Origin of the sequence: Pseudomonas sp. B21-010, assembly GCF_024749325.1 — a bacterium.
In the GTDB taxonomy this organism is placed as follows: Bacteria; Pseudomonadota; Gammaproteobacteria; order Pseudomonadales; family Pseudomonadaceae; genus Aquipseudomonas; species Aquipseudomonas kilonensis.
This window is the reverse complement of record NZ_CP087198.1, coordinates 669,484-685,446: the sequence shown is the minus strand read 5'-3', so window position 1 is coordinate 685,446 and position 15,963 is coordinate 669,484. Positions and strand designations below refer to the sequence as shown.

Below are 15,963 nucleotides of genomic sequence, written 5' to 3'. Positions count from 1 at the left end.
CAGGATCGTGCCCGATGTTACCGGCAAGCACCCGAGGGTGCCAGCCGACAGGTGTTGCTTAAGCTGCTACCACGACAACGCGTACGGTGGCTTCAACTTCGGCGTGCAGGTGCACAGCTACGTCGAATTCGCCTACGTTGCGGATGGTGCCGTTCGGCAGACGAACTTCGCTTTTCGCAACTTCAACGCCGGAGGCGGTCAGTGCGTCAGCGATGTCGTGAGTACCGATCGAACCGAACAGCTTGCCTTCGTCGCCAGCGGTGGCAGTGATGGTCACTTCCAGCTCGGCCAGTTGGGCAGCACGGCTTTCAGCCGAGGTTTTACGGTCTGCGGCAGCTTTTTCCAGCTCAGCACGACGCTCTTCGAACGCAGCCAGGTTGGCAGCGGTCGCAGCGGTGGCTTTGCCGTAAGGCAGCAGGTAGTTACGACCGTAACCGGCCTTAACGTTTACTTTGTCACCCAGGTTGCCCAGGTTGGTGACTTTTTCCAGAAGGATCAGTTGCATGTGAAAATCCTCTAACTTTTAACCTTCACCGTTCGCGTTGTCGGCGTCTTTCGGCGCCATACGACCGCGAAAATCAATCAGGCTGTCGACGATGGCCATGACCACGAGCAACGGACCGAGCAAGTGCATGAAAGGCAACAACGTCACGTACATCCCCACCAGCCAGAACGTGGCCAGTCGTTTCTGCGCCACCAGCCCATGAATCAGGGCCAGGCCGGCGAAGACCAGCGGTACACTGCACAACGGCGACAGGATCAGTGCATGCAGCCCGAAAAACGGAGCCACACACATGACGGCCAGCAGTGACAGCGCCACGCTTTTGGGGAATCGGATAGCGCGAAATTCGCGACCGAAACCACCGGGGTTATACAACGACGCCTGCCAATAGCGCCCAAGAATCAGGCACAGCACGCTAAAGATCTGCGACGACAACGCTATCGAAATGATCAGCAGCGGAGCGCTCATAGCGGTGAAAAGCGCCTTCTGGTCTGCCGAGAATGTCTCGTAGACCCCACCCATCGCCAGCGGCAGGACGTCTTCGAACGTCTGCGCCAGTGATTCGATGAAGGAACTGAAGACAGTTCCCAGGCTCACCGCACACAACAACCCCACGGCCACGCTGCACAGCAGCACGCGGTTCCAGGTATGGCCGGCGCGCAGAACCAACGCCAGGCCACCAGCCCCGAGCAACACCAGGAGTGTTGTCGGGTCCTTCAGGAAATACCAGCTCACCAACGCTGACAATAACCCGATACCCAGGACGCTCAAGGCGTCCGAACCGCGCCGCAGGAGCACAAGGCACCCAGCGGCGGCACTCAACCAGAACAACAGCGGCAATGCCGCGGATCCGGCCACAACCAACGTGGCCTGCACACGTCCCCGCATGATGAAGTCAGCTAAGGCGCGCATGCATTCAATCCCTTACTACTCGTCGACTGCCCGGTCTCAGCGGCCGTGGCTGTCGGTGTAGGCCAGCAGGGCCAGGAAGCGGGCGCGCTTGATAGCGGTGGCCAGCTGACGCTGATAACGAGCTTTGGTACCGGTGATACGGCTTGGAACGATTTTGCCGGTCTCGGATACGTAGGCTTTCAGAGTGTTGAGATCTTTGTAATCGATCTCTTTCACGTCTTCAGCGGTGAAGCGGCAGAATTTACGACGACGGAAGAAACGTGCCATGTGATTGGCTCCTTAAAAGGTCCGTGGATTACTCGTCAGCGTTATCGCTGTTGTCGCTGTCGCTATCGCTGTCATCGCCATCGGCGCTGTCAGAGTGCTCAGGACGGTCGCGACGCTCACGGCGCTCACTGCGGTTTTCTTCAGCCTTGAGCATCTCGGATTGGCCGGTGACGGCTTCTTCGCGACGGATGACCAGGTTACGGATCACTGCATCGTTGTAGCGGAAGTTGTCTTCCAGCTCGGCCAGGGCCTTGCCAGTGCACTCAACGTTCAGCATCACGTAGTGAGCCTTGTGAACATTGTTGATTGCGTAGGCCAGTTGACGACGGCCCCAATCTTCCAGACGGTGGATTTTGCCGCCGTCTTCTTCGATCAGCTTGGTGTAACGCTCAACCATGCCGCCGACTTGCTCGCTTTGATCCGGGTGGACCAAAAAGATGATTTCGTAATGACGCATGAATGCTCCTTACGGGTTGTAGCCTGCCGCTCAAAAACGGTCAGACAAGGAGTGAATGACACTTATGGACTTGTGGACGCTAGACACATGAGTGCCTGCCATCACAGCAAGGGGCGCAATTGTAGAGAAGGGCCGAGGGAGGTGCAAGGCAATTGGCGATTATTTGAACAACCACCGATCCTTGCCCTGCACAAAACACTGTGGGAGCGAGCTTGCTCGCGATAGCGGCGTGCCAGTCGACATTTCTGGCACTGATACACCGTCATCGCGAGCAAGCTCGCTCCCACATGGCTCAGGACTTTTTGGCGGAAGGCTTGACGCTGCGCTGGCGCAGCGCTTCGAACAGACACACGCCGGTCGCGACCGAAACGTTGAGGCTGCTGACGCTGCCAGCCATCGGCAGCTTGACCAGGTAATCGCAGTGCTCGCGGGTCAGGCGGCGCATGCCCTTGCCTTCGGCACCCATGATCAGGATCGTCGGGCCCGTCAGGTCCTGGTCATAAATGCTGACCTCGGCCTCACCGGCCGTGCCGACCACCCACAAGCCGCGCTGCTGGAGTTTTTCCAGGGTACGCGCCAGGTTGGTCACCGCCACCAGCGGAATCACTTCCGCCGCGCCGCAGGCGACCTTACGCACAGCCGGCGTCAAGGTTGCCGACTTGTCTTTAGGCACGATGACCGCCAACGCACCGGCCGCATCCGCCGAACGCAGGCAAGCGCCGAGGTTATGCGGGTCGGTCACGCCGTCCAGTACCAGCAGCAAGGGCGCGCCTTCGGTGCGATCGAGCAGCTCGTCGAGCATCGACTCGCCCCAGACCTGGCTCGGGCTTACGTCCGCCACCACACCTTGGTGAACGCCTTCGACCCACACGTCCATTTCACGACGCTCGGCCTGGCCAATGGCAACCTTGTTTTGGGTGGCCAGTTCGACCAGCGCCTGCACACGCGGCTCGCTGCGACCTTCTGCCAACCACACTTGCTTGACACGCTTAGGGTGGTGACGCAGCAGTGCTTCTACGGCATGCACGCCGTAGATTTTTTCCAGACTCATGACTTGGCCTTAGGTTTGCGCGACCCACCGCTTTTCGCGGGGGCCGAACCCGCTTTTGGCGGGCCTTTACGGTGTTTACTTGGCTTGCTCGACGGCTTTTCCGCCCCGTGGGACTTTCCCCCAGACGCCGCTTTACCACCGCTCTTGGCTTCGTTGAGCAACTGCTGCTTCAACTCGCGGCTCTTGCGCAGCTCGGCGTTTTTCGCCGCTGCGTCGCTGGGACGGTAGGCTTCGGGAGCCTTGTCCTTGGCAGACGAACGGCGACCGGCCTTGGCAGGCTCAGGCTCTGCGGTTTTGGCAGGAGCACCTTTACCTCTGCCTTTGGTCGCAGGCGCTGCGGTTTCGTTGCCACGCTTTTTGCGGCCAGTCGGTGCTTCGGCGGGCTTGTCAGACATTCCGAAGTCGATCTTGCGCTCATCGAGGTCGACGCGCATGACCTGCACTTCCACGGTGTCGCCCAGACGGAAGCTGCGACCGGTGCGCTCGCCCGCCAGGCGGTGGTGCACAGGATCGAAGTGGTAGTAATCACCCGGCAAGGCGGTGACGTGCACCAAGCCCTCGACGTAGATGTCGGTCAGTTCGACAAACAAACCAAAGCCTGTCACTGCAGTGATCACGCCTGGGAACGACTCGCCCACGCGGTCTTTCATGAACTCGCACTTGAGCCAGTTCACCACGTCGCGGGTGGCTTCGTCGGCGCGCCGCTCGCTCATGGAGCACTGCTCGCCCAACTGTTCCAGGGCCGCTTCGTCGTACGGATAGATCCGTGCCTTCGGAATGGTCATGGCACCGGCGCGCTTGACGTGCGGGGTGTTCTGCTTGGAATGGATCACGCTGCGGATCGCGCGGTGCGTGAGCAGGTCCGGGTAACGGCGAATCGGCGAGGTGAAGTGGGTGTACGCCTCGTAGTTCAGACCAAAGTGGCCCTGGTTGTCGGCGCTGTACACCGCCTGGCTCAGGGAGCGCAGCATCACGGTCTGGATCACATGGTAATCCGGACGGTCCTTGATGCTGGCCAGCAGTGCCTGGTAGTCCTTCGGCGTCGGGCCGTCCTTGCCTTTGTGCAGGGACAGGCCGAGCTCGCCGAGGAAGGCACGCAGTTTTTCCAGACGCTCCGGCGGCGGGCCGTCGTGCACGCGGTACAACGCAGGAATCTCGTGCTTCTTGAGGAATTCCGCGGTGGCCACGTTCGCCGCCAGCATGCACTCTTCGATCAGCTTGTGCGCATCGTTACGGGTCGTCGGGGTGATTGCGGCGATCTTGCGCTCGGAACCGAAGACAATCCGGGTTTCCTGGGTCTCGAAATCGATCGCGCCACGCACGTGACGGGCACCCAGCAACACCTTGTACAGCGAGTACAGCTGCTTGAGGTGCGGCACCACGCCAGCGTATTCGGTACGCAGGGCCTTGGCTTCACTGGTCTTCGGCGTTTCCAGGATGGTGCTGACCTTGTTGTAGGTCAGGCGCGCCTGGGAGTGGATCACCGCTTCGTAGAACTGGTAGTCGGTCATTTCGCCGGTTTTGGAGATGGTCATCTCGCACACCATGGCCAAACGGTCGACTTTCGGGTTCAGTGAGCACAGCCCGTTGGACAGCTGCTCAGGCAGCATCGGGATCACGCGCTCAGGGAAATACACGGAGTTGCCGCGCACCTGGGCTTCGTTATCCAGGGCCGAACCGATCTTCACGTAGCTGGACACGTCGGCAATCGCGACGAACAACTTCCAGCCGCCGGAGAACAGGCGCAGCTTGCCAGGCTTGGCTTCGCAGTAGACCGCATCGTCGAAGTCGCGGGCGTCTTCACCGTCGATGGTGACGAACGGCAGATGGCGCAGGTCGATGCGTTTTTCTTTATCTTTCTCTTCAACTTCCGGCTTGAGCTTGGCGGCTTCCTTGAGCACAGCCTCGGGCCAGACGTGAGGAATGTCGTAGGTACGCAGCGCGACGTCGATCTCCATGCCCGGCGCCATGTAGTTGCCGACCACTTCAACGATATCGCCCTGTGGCTGGAAGCGCGCAGTTGGCCAGTGGGTGATTTTCACCTCGACGAACTGACCCACCTTGGCGGCGCCATTACGGCCCGGGGTAATCAGCACCTCCTGCTGGACCTTCGGGTTATCCGGCACAACAAAACCGATACCGCCTTCTTCGAAGTAACGACCGACGATGGACTCGTGGGCACGGGACACCACTTCGACGATCACGCCTTCACGGCGACCACGACGGTCCAGGCCAGACACGCGGGCCAGGGCCCGGTCACCATCGAACACCAGGCGCATTTGCCCCGGGCTCATGAACAGGTCGTCGCTGCCGTCGTCCGGGATCAGGAAACCGAAGCCGTCACGGTGACCGGCGATGCGGCCCAGGATCAGGTCGAGTTTGTCCACCGGCGCGTAGGTGCCACGCCGGGTGTAGATCAGTTGAGCGTCGCGCTCCATGGCGCGCAGACGGCGGCGCAGGGCTTCGAGTTGGTCCTCGGTGGTCAGACCGAACTCTTCGACCAACTGCTCGCGGCTAGCAGGCGAACCCCGATCGGCGAGATGCGCCAGGATCAGTTCGCGGCTAGGAATAGGGTTTTCATATTTTTCCGCTTCACGAGCGGCCTCGGGATCGAGGGACTGCCAATCGGCCATTAGAGAGTTTTCACCTTGTCTATATGCGGGTTAGTTTGGCATAGGCTTAATGAAACGGGAAATTTCAAGCATCCGATCGCTTTTCTAAAGCCATTTGGCCTGCCTTGGAAGCCCGGAAAAGCACCGCTCGTGAAATTTAGCGGTTTTTTTCTCAGGAGGGGTTTACAGTTAAAAAGACGCTCCGTATAGTGCGCGCCATCGACGACGTACACACGATGTCGATATTGCCCAGATGGTGAAATTGGTAGACACGCCAGCTTCAGGTGCTGGTGACCGCAAGGTCGTGGAAGTTCGAGTCTTCTTCTGGGCACCAATTTCGAGCAACAGGTCGATGACCTGCAAGCTCAACAAAAACCCGCGAAAGCGGGTTTTTGCATTTTTGCCCCCTGCAATTGCGTTTGGCAATTACTAAAACAAAAACAGGGGTTTACAGATCAAAATGCGCTCCGTATAGTGCGCCACATCAACAGCGGCAACGCTGAAGATGCTGCCCAGATGGTGAAATTGGTAGACACGCCAGCTTCAGGTGCTGGTGACCGCAAGGTCGTGGAAGTTCGAGTCTTCTTCTGGGCACCAATTCAAGCTTCAAGGTTACGGCCTTGAATCTCACAGAAACCCGCGAAAGCGGGTTTTTGCGTTTCTGCACACCTAAAATTGCCCCCCCCCCCTGTGGCGAGGGAGCTTGCTGTGGCGCCCGCCTACGCGCTGGTGTTCCTGGATGCAATGGAGGAACTGACCACCCCGCTGCCGAGCCAGACCGGGCTCAATACGCTGGCAACGCTGTTTGGGCCCATACCTCGAATGTGGAGTTCGCGGCCGCGCCTTATGCGGCGCTGTTGATTCTGGTATCGGGGTTGCCGGTTTATTTGCTGACGACGCGGATGTACCTGAGCCGCTGAGACCGCCATCGCGAGCAAGCTCGCTCCCACAATTGGATCGGGGCATGACCGGAGAATCAGGTCGGCTGTCAGGCCGCCTCGCGAGCAAGCTTTGCTCCCACAGGACCTGCTCAAACAAGTCTGATGGGTGTACGACCGTGAGAGCCAGGTCGGCTACTAGGCCGCCTCGCGGTGGACGTTGATCTCGGGCGCCCCGTTAACCACGATGGCCGAACGCAGGCATTGTGGAGTGGGCATCCCGGCATGGATGCCGGGATAGCCGCGCTGGGCCATGGATGGCCCTTCGCGGCGGGCCCACGGAGCGATGCCTTCGTTCGGGCATGCCGAGCCTAGGCGAGGCACCGAGTGGTGGGGCATGAGCGTTTTGGTTACTTTTGCGCTTCTCAAAAGTGACCCGCTGTAAGAGCGGAACCATAAGCGGCCGTTACCACAGCAATGGATATGTACTCAGTCAAGCCGCCATCGCGAGCAAGCTCGCTCCCACAGAGGTACCCGCCGCCAGATCAGGCCCGGAACTGCCCCAAACTCGCCTTCAACTGCGCCGCCAGACCATCGAGCACCTTGCCGCTGGCCGTGGTCTCGACCACGGCCTGGGCCGCCTTCTCGGCCTGGGCATGGATGGTTTCCACCCGCCCGCGCACCGCTTGCGCGCCCTGGGCCTGATGAGCCGCGGCCTGAGTCGCCAGGCCGATGGCCGCATGTACCTGCTCTACGGACGCCTGCACCGACTGCTGCAACCGCGCGCTGTCTCGCAGCACCAACAAGCCTTCGCTGGCCTGGCGCCCGGCCTGGCCGATAGCGGCCACCGCCTCGCGAGCGCCCTGCTGCAAGGCCACGATATGCGCCTGGATATCGCCCGTTGAGCTTTGGGTCTTGCTCGCCAGGGCCCGCACCTCATCCGCCACCACGGCAAACCCGCGCCCGGTTTCCCCGGCCCGCGCCGCCTCGATGGCCGCGTTCAAGGCCAACAAGTTGGTCTGCTCGGCGATGCCGTGAATCACCGTCAGCACCACTTCGATCTGCTCGCTCTGCTGCGCCAGCCGCTCGATCACTTTCGCCCCAGTGTCTACCTGCCCGGCCAACGCCTCGATCAAGCCACTGACCTTGGCCGAAGTGCGGGTGTTTTCATCAGTGGCCTGACGGATCTCCACGACCTGCCGCAAAGCCGCCTGCATCGCCTGGCTTTCCGATTGAGCCTCATCCGCCATTTGCGACAGCGCACGCAGGCTCTCGGCCACCTCATCACGCTGCATCCCGGCCGCCGCATCGGCACCGGAGTTACGCAAAGTCATCGCACCGATTTCCACACCGGTACGCTGGGCCACATCGCCCGCCTCGCGCACGATGGGTTGCAACTTATCCACAAAGCGATTGACCGCTGACGCCATGTCGCCGATTTCGTCCTTGCTGTTGATTTGCACGCGCTTGGTCAGGTCACCCTCGCCTGCCGCCAGGTCGTTCATGGCCGCAATGAGCAACTTCAAGCGATTGACCACCCGACGCCCCAGCACCACGGCCAGCAGTACCAGCACGCCGAAGCCCACCAGCGCCAGGCCCAGGCCAATGCGCCAGCGCAATGTGCCGGCAGCTTCCTGCACGGTGCTAGAGGTATTGGTCTGCATCTGCGTGGCGGTGGCCTGGGCCGATTCCAGACGACCGCGCATGGCGGTGGCACTGTCGGCCGCCGCCCCCTTGAGGCTGTCACCGACCAACTGATCGCTGCTGGCGATCAAGGCCGAGAAGCGCTGATCCAACGCCTTCAGGTCAGCTTCAACGGAAGCCGTGGAAACGCCCATCAATACTTTGCCAATCTCTACGCCGTTGGGGCTGATCGAGGCTTCGAGGTAATACACCGAGGGGTCGCTCTTCGCCGCATCCAGCACTTTGTCCAACGCCCGCTCGCCCTTGCCTTTTTCCAGCAGCGCCTTGTTGATCGGGTTTTCCCGGTTCAGGTAGCGAGTCAGGTGCTCACCACTGGCGTCGTCATAAATAACGAACAACACATTAGGGTTGCGCTGGGCCCGGCGGGCGAATTCGGAAAGGGTCGGAATGTCGCTGTCCCACATGGCGCGGGGCGCGACCGAGGCCAGGAGTTGCGCCATATCGTTGGCGGAATCCTTGAGCGATTTCTCGAGTGTCGTGCGCAACTGCGCCTGCTCGTCCTTCAGGCGCGTCGATAAACCGGCGGTGAGGCGCTGACGAGTGCTGGCAGACAAACTGTCCAGGCTTGAGGTGACCTCGCGTCCGGCCTGCTCCAGCTCGCCAGACAATTTCTGACTATCACCCCCCAGCCGGGCCCCTAGCTCGGCCTCCAGCGCGGTGACCGTGCTTCGGGTCAGCGCGACGGCCACGAGCACCTGCACCAAAAGGGCGATACCCAGGGTAACGAAAACAGGCCGCAGTAGACGGCTTTGTAACAGTGAGAGAACGGCCGACACAGGGGAATCCCTCTACTAAACGCCATTAAATTGATGGCACTTCAAAGAAGCACTTATTGTTAACGATGCATAGCAAAGGTCGTGCCGTTCGGCAGGCAGATACGACAAAGGCCCCAAACGAGGGGCCTTTGTTTTTTACATCAACGACTTATCAGGCAAATGGGTGACGCAGAACGATGGTTTCGTTGCGGTCCGGCCCCGTCGAAATAATGTCGATCGGCGCACCGACCAACTCTTCGACACGCTTGATGTAGTTGCGGGCCGCCACTGGCAGCTCTTCCAGGGTCTTGGCGCCCACGGTCGATTCGGTCCAGCCTGGCATCTGCTCGTACACCGGCTCCAGGCCGATGTAGCTGTCGGCGTCGGTCGGTGCGTCGATGACGGCGCCGTCCTGGTTCTTGTAGCCCACGCAGATGTTGATGGTTTCCAGGCCGTCCAGCACGTCCAACTTGGTCAGGCACAGGCCCGAGATGCTGTTGACGTCGATGGCGCGACGCAGGATGACGGCATCGAACCAACCGCAACGACGGGCACGGCCGGTGGTAGCGCCGAATTCGTGGCCACGCTTGGCCAGGAAGGCACCGACGTCGTCGAACAGCTCAGTCGGGAACGGACCCGAACCCACGCGAGTGGTGTAGGCCTTGGTGATACCCAGGATGTAGTCCAGGTACATCGGACCGAAGCCCGAACCCGTGGCGATGCCGCCGGCGGTGGTGTTGGAGCTGGTGACGTACGGGTAGGTCCCGTGGTCGATGTCCAGCAGCGAACCCTGGGCACCTTCGAACATGATGTCCTTGCCAGCGCGACGCAGCTCGTGCAGCTCGGCAGTGACGTCGAGCATCATCGGCTTGAGCAGCTCGGCGTACTCCATGCACTCGTCCAGGGTTTTCTGGAAGTCGATGGCCGGCTCTTTGTAGTAATTGACCAGGACAAAGTTGTGGTAGTCCAGCAACTCGCCCAGCTTGGCGGCGAAACGCTCACGGTGGAACAGGTCACCGATGCGCAGGCCACGACGGGCTACTTTATCTTCGTAGGCCGGGCCGATACCGCGACCGGTGGTGCCGATCTTCAGCTCGCCACGGGCCTTTTCACGGGCCTGGTCCAGCGCGACGTGATAGGACAGGATCAGCGGGCAGGACGGGCTGATACGCAGGCGCTCGCGCACCGGTACGCCTTTTTCTTCCAGCTTGATGATTTCCCGCAGCAAGGCGTCGGGAGCAACCACCACACCGTTGCCGATCAGGCACTGGACGCCTTCGCGCAGCACGCCCGACGGAATCAGGTGCAGGACGGTTTTTTCACCGTCGATCACCAAGGTGTGACCTGCGTTGTGGCCACCCTGGTAGCGCACTACGGCGGCAGCATGTTCGGTCAGCAGATCAACGATCTTGCCTTTGCCCTCATCACCCCACTGGGTGCCCAGGACTACGACATTCTTACCCATAACACTTGTCCTCATTCGCGCAAACTTGGTGCCGGCCGCAGCCGGCAGGAAAACTCAAGAAGCCAGCGGCAATACTTGCCAAAGCCCGTTCTGCTGAATCAATTGCCGGTCGCAGTCCGCTTCACGGGCGGCGGCCAAAGGTTGCCCAGGCAAAGCCTGGACGACACGCTGACCCTCACTGCGCAACTGGCAGACTGCTTGCCAGAGTGCTGCATCCGTACTGTCAGGCATCCAGATACCGCCAGACGGTAGCTCGACTTCAGCACGCCCCAGGGTCACCAGGGTTTTCAAATCGGTAGAGAAACCGGTCGCCGGACGAGCACGACCAAAGTCGGCACCGATGTCGTCATAACGGCCGCCCTGGGCGATGGACTGGCCCACGCCCGGGACGAACACGGCAAAGACGACACCCGTGTGGTAGTGATAACCGCGCAATTCACCCAGGTCGAAATACAGCGGCAACTCGGGGAAACGCACCGACAGACGCTCGGCAATCGCCAACAAGTCGTCCAGCGCCGCCAACACAGGCGCCGGCGCGTGAGCCAGGCGTTCACGGGCAGCGGCCAATACTTCACGTCCGCCACACAGGCCCACCAGCGCCCGCAGCATCTCCGACAGATCGGCCGGCAGGCCCTCGGTCAGGCTGATGACTTCGTCGATGGCCTTGCGCTGCAGGGCATCGAACAGCTGTTGCTCCACTTCGCCGGACAAACCGGCCGCACGGGCCAGGCCGCGATAGATGCCGACATGCCCCAGATCCATATGGACATCCGGCACGTCAGCCAGTTGCAGCATGGCCAACATCAGGCTGATGACTTCTACGTCGCTGCTCGGGCTGGCGTCGCCATACAACTCGGCGCCCAGCTGGATCGGGCTGCGCGAAGACGACAAGGCACGCGGCTGGGCATGCAGCACACTGCCGGCGTAGCACAGGCGGCTCGGACCTTCACGGCGCAGGGTGTGGGCGTCGATGCGCGCCACTTGCGGCGTGATGTCGGCACGAAAGCCCATCTGCCGGCCCGACTGCGGGTCGATAACCTTGAAGGTGCGCAGGTCCAGGTCCTGGCCCGCGCCGGTGAGCAGGGATTCCAGGTACTCGATATGCGGGGTAACGACGAACTCGTAACCCCAACTCTGGAACAGATCCAACACCTGCCGACGCGCTACTTCGATACGCGCAGCTTCCGGTGGCAGTACTTCTTCGATGCCATCTGGCAGCAGCCAGCGGTCTACCGTTGCCATTACGCCATTCCCCTATGGTCCGGGCGGCCAGCTTTCGGGCTGGCCTTGAGTGAAGCAGAAAATGCCTGCGCCAGGCGCGCATCCTGGGCGAAAAGCGCGCAAGAGCGACGTGACGAATGGCCCGCAATCGGCCTCGCCCAGCACTTCCCTCGAAAAACCTGTCGAGTCGTTCAACCCGACGCCTGCACCTGTGAACCGCAATCGAACGTGCAGACGCAAAAAAGCCGGGAATTTCCCGGCTGCCGCATCATACACACGTTTTCCCAAAGGATCACCCCGCCCGACGCTTTAGCCGCCGGGCGGAGTGCCTCAGGTCAACGTCGCATCAAGGCTTGGCCTTTTCCAGGTAGCGGAAGAAGTCACTGCTTGGGTCCAGGACCATGACGTCGGATTTGTTCGCGAAGCTTTCACGGTAGGCACGCAGGCTACGGTAGAACGCGTAGAACTCCTGATCCTGACCATAAGCCTTGGAGTAGATCGCAGCGGACTGGGCATCACCATCACCACGGACCTCTTCCGATTCACGATAGGCTTCGGCCAGCAACACACGGCGTTGACGATCGGCGTCGGCACGAATGCCCTCGGCCAGCTCGTTACCCTTGGCGCGGTGCTCGCGGGCTTCACGCTCACGCTCGGTGCTCATCCGCTCGAACACGCTGCGGTTCACTTCCTTCGGCAGGTCGATGGCCTTGACCCGGACATCGACCACTTCGATACCCAGCTCTTTTTCCGCCATCGTGTTCAGCGAACGGGTGATGTCGGCCATGAGCGCATCACGCTCACCGGACACCACTTCATGCAGCGTGCGCTTACCGAACTGGTCACGCAGGCCCGATTCCAGACGACGGGACAGACGCTCGTCGGCGATCTGCTTCAGGCCCGAGGTCGCGGTGTAGAAGCGCTCGGCATCCTTCACGCGCCACTTGGCATAGGCATCCACCATCACGGCTTTCTTTTCCAGCGTCAGGAAGCGTTGCGTCGGCGCATCCAGCGTCATCAGGCGGCCGTCGAACTTGCGCACCTTGTTGACGTACGGCACCTTCACATGCAGACCCGGCTGGACATCAGGCTGAACCACGCGACCGAATTGCAGCAACACCGCGCGCTCGGTCTGAGCCACGATGTAGAAGCAGTTCCAGGCAGCGATCGCCACGACGACACCGACAATAAGGGCGATCAGCGATTTATTGCTCATCAGCGACTCTCCCTGGTACGTGCTTGCTGTTGCTGCAGGTCCGCCGCCGCACGAGCATTGGTTTCATTGCTGGCGGCCGCCGAACTGGTCGCCGGCGTGCTGGTGTTGCGCCCGCTCTCGACCATCTTGTCCAGCGGCAGGTACAGCAGATTGCTCTGGCCGTTCTTGTTGCCGGTCACGAGGACCTTGCTGGTGTTGCTGAAGACTTCCTGCATGGTGTCCAGGTACAGACGCTCACGGGTGACTTCTGGAGCCTTGCGATATTCAGCCACCAGCTTGGTGAAGCGATCGGCCTCACCCTTGGCGCGGGAGACCACTTCGTCACGGTAACCGTTGGCATCCTCGATGATGCGCTGGGCCTGACCACGGGCTTCCGGCACAACGCCGTTGGCATAGGTTTCGGCCTGGTTGCGCGAACGCTGCTCGTCTTCACGGGCACGGATCACGTCGTCGAAGGCCTCCTGGACCTCACGCGGGGCTGCCGCGCTCTGGACGTTGACCTGGGTGACGGTGATACCGGTGCGATAGGTGTCGAGGAACCGCTGCAGGCGCTCCTTGATTTCGCTGGCCATCAGTTCACGACCTTCGGTCAGCACCTGGTCCATGGCGGTGGAACCCACCACATGGCGCAAGGCACTTTCGGTCGCGTGCTGCAGGCTGGTTTCCGGCTGGTCGACGTTCAGCACGAAGTCCTGCAGGTTGGTGATCTTGTATTGCACGGTCAGCGGCACTTCGACGATGTTCTCGTCTTCGGTCAGCATCTGGCCCTGCTTGGTGTACGCCCGCTCACGCGTGACGTTTTCCAGGTACTTCTGGTCGATCGGCGGGAAATAGATATTCAGGCCCGGCCCAACCGTCTCGTAGTACTTGCCGAAGCGCAGCACCACGGCCTGCTCCTGCTCGTCCACGACATAGACCGCGCTGTACAGCCAGACAGCCGCCAGCACGACCAGACCGATGCCGAGCAGGCCGAAACCGCCGCCCTTGCCCGGACGACCGCCACCCTCGTCACCGCGTTTTTTACCACCACCGAACAAACCGTTCAGGCTTTCCTGCAGCTTTCGGAAGGCCTCGTCGAGATCCGGCGGCCCCTTGCGGTCGCCGTTGTTACGACGCTTGCCACCCCAAGGATCCTGATTATTCGAGTTGCCACCCGGCTCATTCCAAGCCATAGCGCTCTCCATCTGATAAAGCAAAGACGCACCCACGGCGCGCCGACCAATGCTACAGAATGCCTGACACAGCTTTCTCAGGCTTTTATTGCAAAGTGTGTTGCTCGATGAATTCCATCGGTTGCAGCCCTTCGCGGCTGACCAGCCGATTGAGCTCCGCCCGAGGCAGGCGAACCGCCAGCAGGCAGACGCCTTCGTCGTCGTGTTCTTCTTTTTGCACGGCCCCCAGCTCAAAGAACTGGGCTCGCAGCCGGGCGAAACGTTGCGGCAACTTCAGGGTGCCCACAAACAGATCGTTGCCCAACAGCTCGGCCACAGCCTGCTTGAGCAGGTCCAGGCCGGTGCCATCACGGGCCGACAGCCAGACCCGTTGCGGCTTGCCGTCGGCATCGCGCTGGATCTGCGGCTCCACGCCTTCGAGCAAATCGAGTTTGTTGTATACCTCGAGGATCGGCAAGTCCTGGGCTCCGATCTCGCCCAGCACCACCATCACCTGCTCGATCTGCAGCATCCGGTCCGGCTCGGCGGCATCGATCACGTGCAGCAGCAGGTCGGAGTTGCTCGACTCTTCGAGCGTAGCCCGGAAAGCCTCGACCAGTTTATGCGGCAGGTGACGGATGAAGCCCACGGTGTCGGCCAGCACGATCGGCCCGAGGTCGTCCAGGTCGAGCCGACGCAGGGTCGGGTCGAGCGTGGCGAACAATTGGTCGGCGGCGTAGACGTCGGATTGGGTGACGTTATTGAACAGGGTCGATTTGCCGGCGTTGGTATAACCCACCAGTGAAACCGTCGGGATATCCGCACGCTTGCGGCCGCGTCGCGACTGCTCGCGCTGGCTGCGGACCTTTTCCAACCGCCCCTTGATCTGGCGCAGGCGCACCCGCAACAGGCGCCGGTCGGTTTCCAACTGGGTTTCACCCGGGCCGCGCAGGCCGATACCGCCCTTCTGCCGCTCAAGGTGAGTCCAGCCGCGAACCAGCCGCGTACTCATGTGCTCAAGCTGGGCCAGTTCGACCTGGAGCTTGCCTTCATGGGTGCGGGCGCGCTGGGCGAAAATATCGAGAATCAGCCCCGTACGGTCGATCACGCGACACTCGAAGACACGTTCGAGGTTACGCTCCTGACTGGGCGTGAGGATGTGATTGAAAATCACCAGATCGACCTGTTCGGCCTTGACCAGGTCGCGCAACTCCTCGACCTTGCCACTGCCGATCAGGAATTTGGCGGTTGGCCGATGACGCGGCACGTTGAAAAACGCGACGGTCTCGGCGCCGGCCGAAAGTGCCAATTCCTGAAACTCCTGCGGATCTTCGCGCGCCTCAGGGTCCTGTCCATCCAAGTGAACGAGAATGGCCCGTTCACCACCACCGTGGCGCTCAAAGAACAAAGGAGGCTCCTATCAGGCGTTACCCGGTTCAGCGTCACCGCCTTCGGATTCGGTTGCGCTAGGCAGACGAATCGGACGAACTGGCACGACTGTCGAGATCGCGTGCTTGTAGACCATTTGGCTGACGGTGTTTTTCAGAAGGATGACGAACTGGTCGAAAGACTCGATCGTGCCTTGCAGTTTGATCCCGTTGACCAGATAGATGGACACCCCAACTTTCTCTTTACGTAAAGTGTTCAAGTAAGGGTCTTGTAGCGAATGCCCTTTTGACATGTGCCGCACTCCTTTAAGGATCAATAATAAAAATCGGAATCAGATGGCTTGGGCCGTCACACCCCCAAGGATAGACGGCAATTGCAAGGAC

Annotated in this window: 14 protein-coding genes, 2 tRNA genes and 1 pseudogene; 3 read left to right on the top strand and 14 right to left on the bottom strand. The window is 60.9% G+C overall.

Going from position 1 to position 15,963, the window contains the following annotated elements; translation table 11 throughout:
* Positions 1–58: 58 nt before the first annotated feature.
* From rplI to rnr, 6 genes are all read right to left on the bottom strand, one after another.
* Positions 59–505 (bottom strand): 50S ribosomal protein L9, encoded by a 447-nt coding sequence (gene rplI / locus LOY50_RS02980; RefSeq protein ID WP_003197251.1) that lies wholly within the window; start codon positions 503–505, stop codon positions 59–61.
* Positions 506–523: 18 nt separating this feature from the next.
* Positions 524–1,414 (bottom strand): hypothetical protein, encoded by an 891-nt coding sequence (locus LOY50_RS02975; protein WP_223470947.1) that lies wholly within the window; start codon positions 1,412–1,414, stop codon positions 524–526.
* 36 nt (positions 1,415–1,450) lie between these two features.
* Positions 1,451–1,681 carry a 30S ribosomal protein S18 gene (rpsR, locus tag LOY50_RS02970; protein WP_002551829.1) on the bottom strand — a complete coding sequence of 77 codons (231 nt, stop codon included), beginning with the start codon at positions 1,679–1,681 and terminating at the stop codon, positions 1,451–1,453.
* Between the two features lie 28 nt (positions 1,682–1,709).
* A complete protein-coding gene (rpsF, locus tag LOY50_RS02965; protein WP_003186395.1) occupies positions 1,710–2,138 on the bottom strand; it encodes a 30S ribosomal protein S6 in 429 nt (142 codons plus the stop codon).
* 292 nt (positions 2,139–2,430) lie between these two features.
* The gene (gene rlmB, locus LOY50_RS02960; protein WP_258690264.1) at positions 2,431–3,189 is read right to left on the bottom strand and encodes a 23S rRNA (guanosine(2251)-2'-O)-methyltransferase RlmB; all 759 of its coding nucleotides are present in this window, start codon (positions 3,187–3,189) and stop codon (positions 2,431–2,433) included.
* Positions 3,186–5,822, bottom strand: coding sequence for a ribonuclease R (gene rnr, locus LOY50_RS02955; RefSeq protein WP_258690263.1), 2,637 nt, complete (start codon positions 5,820–5,822; stop codon positions 3,186–3,188). Before rnr ends, rlmB begins: the two co-directional genes overlap by 4 nt.
* Positions 5,823–6,048: 226 nt before the next feature.
* On the opposite strand from rnr, the gene LOY50_RS02950 reads away from it, so the two are divergent.
* The 3 genes and pseudogenes from LOY50_RS02950 to LOY50_RS02940 all read left to right on the top strand — a co-directional run.
* A tRNA-Leu gene (locus LOY50_RS02950) sits at positions 6,049–6,135 on the top strand.
* Positions 6,136–6,311: 176 nt separating this feature from the next.
* Positions 6,312–6,398 (top strand) — tRNA-Leu (locus LOY50_RS02945).
* Between the two features lie 108 nt (positions 6,399–6,506).
* Positions 6,507–6,721: pseudogene (locus LOY50_RS02940) on the top strand (iron ABC transporter permease); the annotation flags it as partial.
* A 156-nt stretch (positions 6,722–6,877) separates the two neighbouring features.
* Here the strand turns inward: LOY50_RS02940 and LOY50_RS02935 are convergent.
* The 8 genes from LOY50_RS02935 to hfq form a co-directional block, all read right to left on the bottom strand.
* Positions 6,878–7,078 (bottom strand): nucleoid-structuring protein H-NS, encoded by a 201-nt coding sequence (locus LOY50_RS02935; protein WP_258691294.1) that lies wholly within the window; start codon positions 7,076–7,078, stop codon positions 6,878–6,880.
* A gap of 146 nt (positions 7,079–7,224) precedes the next feature.
* Positions 7,225–9,159 carry a methyl-accepting chemotaxis protein gene (locus LOY50_RS02930; protein ID WP_253471246.1) on the bottom strand — a complete coding sequence of 645 codons (1,935 nt, stop codon included), beginning with the start codon at positions 9,157–9,159 and terminating at the stop codon, positions 7,225–7,227.
* Positions 9,160–9,310: 151 nt separating this feature from the next.
* Positions 9,311–10,603, bottom strand: coding sequence for an adenylosuccinate synthase (locus tag LOY50_RS02925; protein WP_003186407.1), 1,293 nt, complete (start codon positions 10,601–10,603; stop codon positions 9,311–9,313).
* 54 nt (positions 10,604–10,657) lie between these two features.
* Positions 10,658–11,845 (bottom strand): ATP phosphoribosyltransferase regulatory subunit, encoded by a 1,188-nt coding sequence (locus tag LOY50_RS02920; RefSeq protein ID WP_253471244.1) that lies wholly within the window; start codon positions 11,843–11,845, stop codon positions 10,658–10,660.
* 325 nt (positions 11,846–12,170) lie between these two features.
* Positions 12,171–13,040 carry a protease modulator HflC gene (gene hflC, locus LOY50_RS02915; RefSeq protein ID WP_253471242.1) on the bottom strand — a complete coding sequence of 290 codons (870 nt, stop codon included), beginning with the start codon at positions 13,038–13,040 and terminating at the stop codon, positions 12,171–12,173.
* A complete protein-coding gene (gene hflK / locus LOY50_RS02910; RefSeq protein WP_214511450.1) occupies positions 13,040–14,212 on the bottom strand; it encodes an FtsH protease activity modulator HflK in 1,173 nt (390 codons plus the stop codon). Before hflK ends, hflC begins: the two co-directional genes overlap by 1 nt.
* Before the next feature lie 85 nt (positions 14,213–14,297).
* The gene (hflX, locus tag LOY50_RS02905; RefSeq protein ID WP_003197227.1) at positions 14,298–15,599 is read right to left on the bottom strand and encodes a ribosome rescue GTPase HflX; all 1,302 of its coding nucleotides are present in this window, start codon (positions 15,597–15,599) and stop codon (positions 14,298–14,300) included.
* A 12-nt stretch (positions 15,600–15,611) separates the two neighbouring features.
* The gene (hfq, locus tag LOY50_RS02900; RefSeq protein ID WP_003186419.1) at positions 15,612–15,872 is read right to left on the bottom strand and encodes an RNA chaperone Hfq; all 261 of its coding nucleotides are present in this window, start codon (positions 15,870–15,872) and stop codon (positions 15,612–15,614) included.
* Positions 15,873–15,963 lie beyond the last annotated feature (91 nt).

What these genes read in the sequence shown, in the direction of transcription:
- rplI (WP_003197251.1), bottom strand. Translation starts at nt 505, where the DNA reads ATGCAACTGATCCTTCTGGAAAAAGTCACCAACCTGGGCAACCTGGGT.
- LOY50_RS02975 (WP_223470947.1), bottom strand. Translation starts at nt 1,414, where the DNA reads ATGCGCGCCTTAGCTGACTTCATCATGCGGGGACGTGTGCAGGCCACG.
- rpsR (WP_002551829.1), bottom strand. Translation starts at nt 1,681, where the DNA reads ATGGCACGTTTCTTCCGTCGTCGTAAATTCTGCCGCTTCACCGCTGAA.
- rpsF (WP_003186395.1), bottom strand. Translation starts at nt 2,138, where the DNA reads ATGCGTCATTACGAAATCATCTTTTTGGTCCACCCGGATCAAAGCGAG.
- rlmB (WP_258690264.1), bottom strand. Translation starts at nt 3,189, where the DNA reads ATGAGTCTGGAAAAAATCTACGGCGTGCATGCCGTAGAAGCACTGCTG.
- rnr (WP_258690263.1), bottom strand. Translation starts at nt 5,822, where the DNA reads ATGGCCGATTGGCAGTCCCTCGATCCCGAGGCCGCTCGTGAAGCGGAA.
- LOY50_RS02935 (WP_258691294.1), bottom strand. Translation starts at nt 7,078, where the DNA reads ATGCCCCACCACTCGGTGCCTCGCCTAGGCTCGGCATGCCCGAACGAA.
- LOY50_RS02925 (WP_003186407.1), bottom strand. Translation starts at nt 10,603, where the DNA reads ATGGGTAAGAATGTCGTAGTCCTGGGCACCCAGTGGGGTGATGAGGGC.
- LOY50_RS02920 (WP_253471244.1), bottom strand. Translation starts at nt 11,845, where the DNA reads ATGGCAACGGTAGACCGCTGGCTGCTGCCAGATGGCATCGAAGAAGTA.
- hflC (WP_253471242.1), bottom strand. Translation starts at nt 13,040, where the DNA reads ATGAGCAATAAATCGCTGATCGCCCTTATTGTCGGTGTCGTCGTGGCG.
- hflK (WP_214511450.1), bottom strand. Translation starts at nt 14,212, where the DNA reads ATGGCTTGGAATGAGCCGGGTGGCAACTCGAATAATCAGGATCCTTGG.
- hfq (WP_003186419.1), bottom strand. Translation starts at nt 15,872, where the DNA reads ATGTCAAAAGGGCATTCGCTACAAGACCCTTACTTGAACACTTTACGT.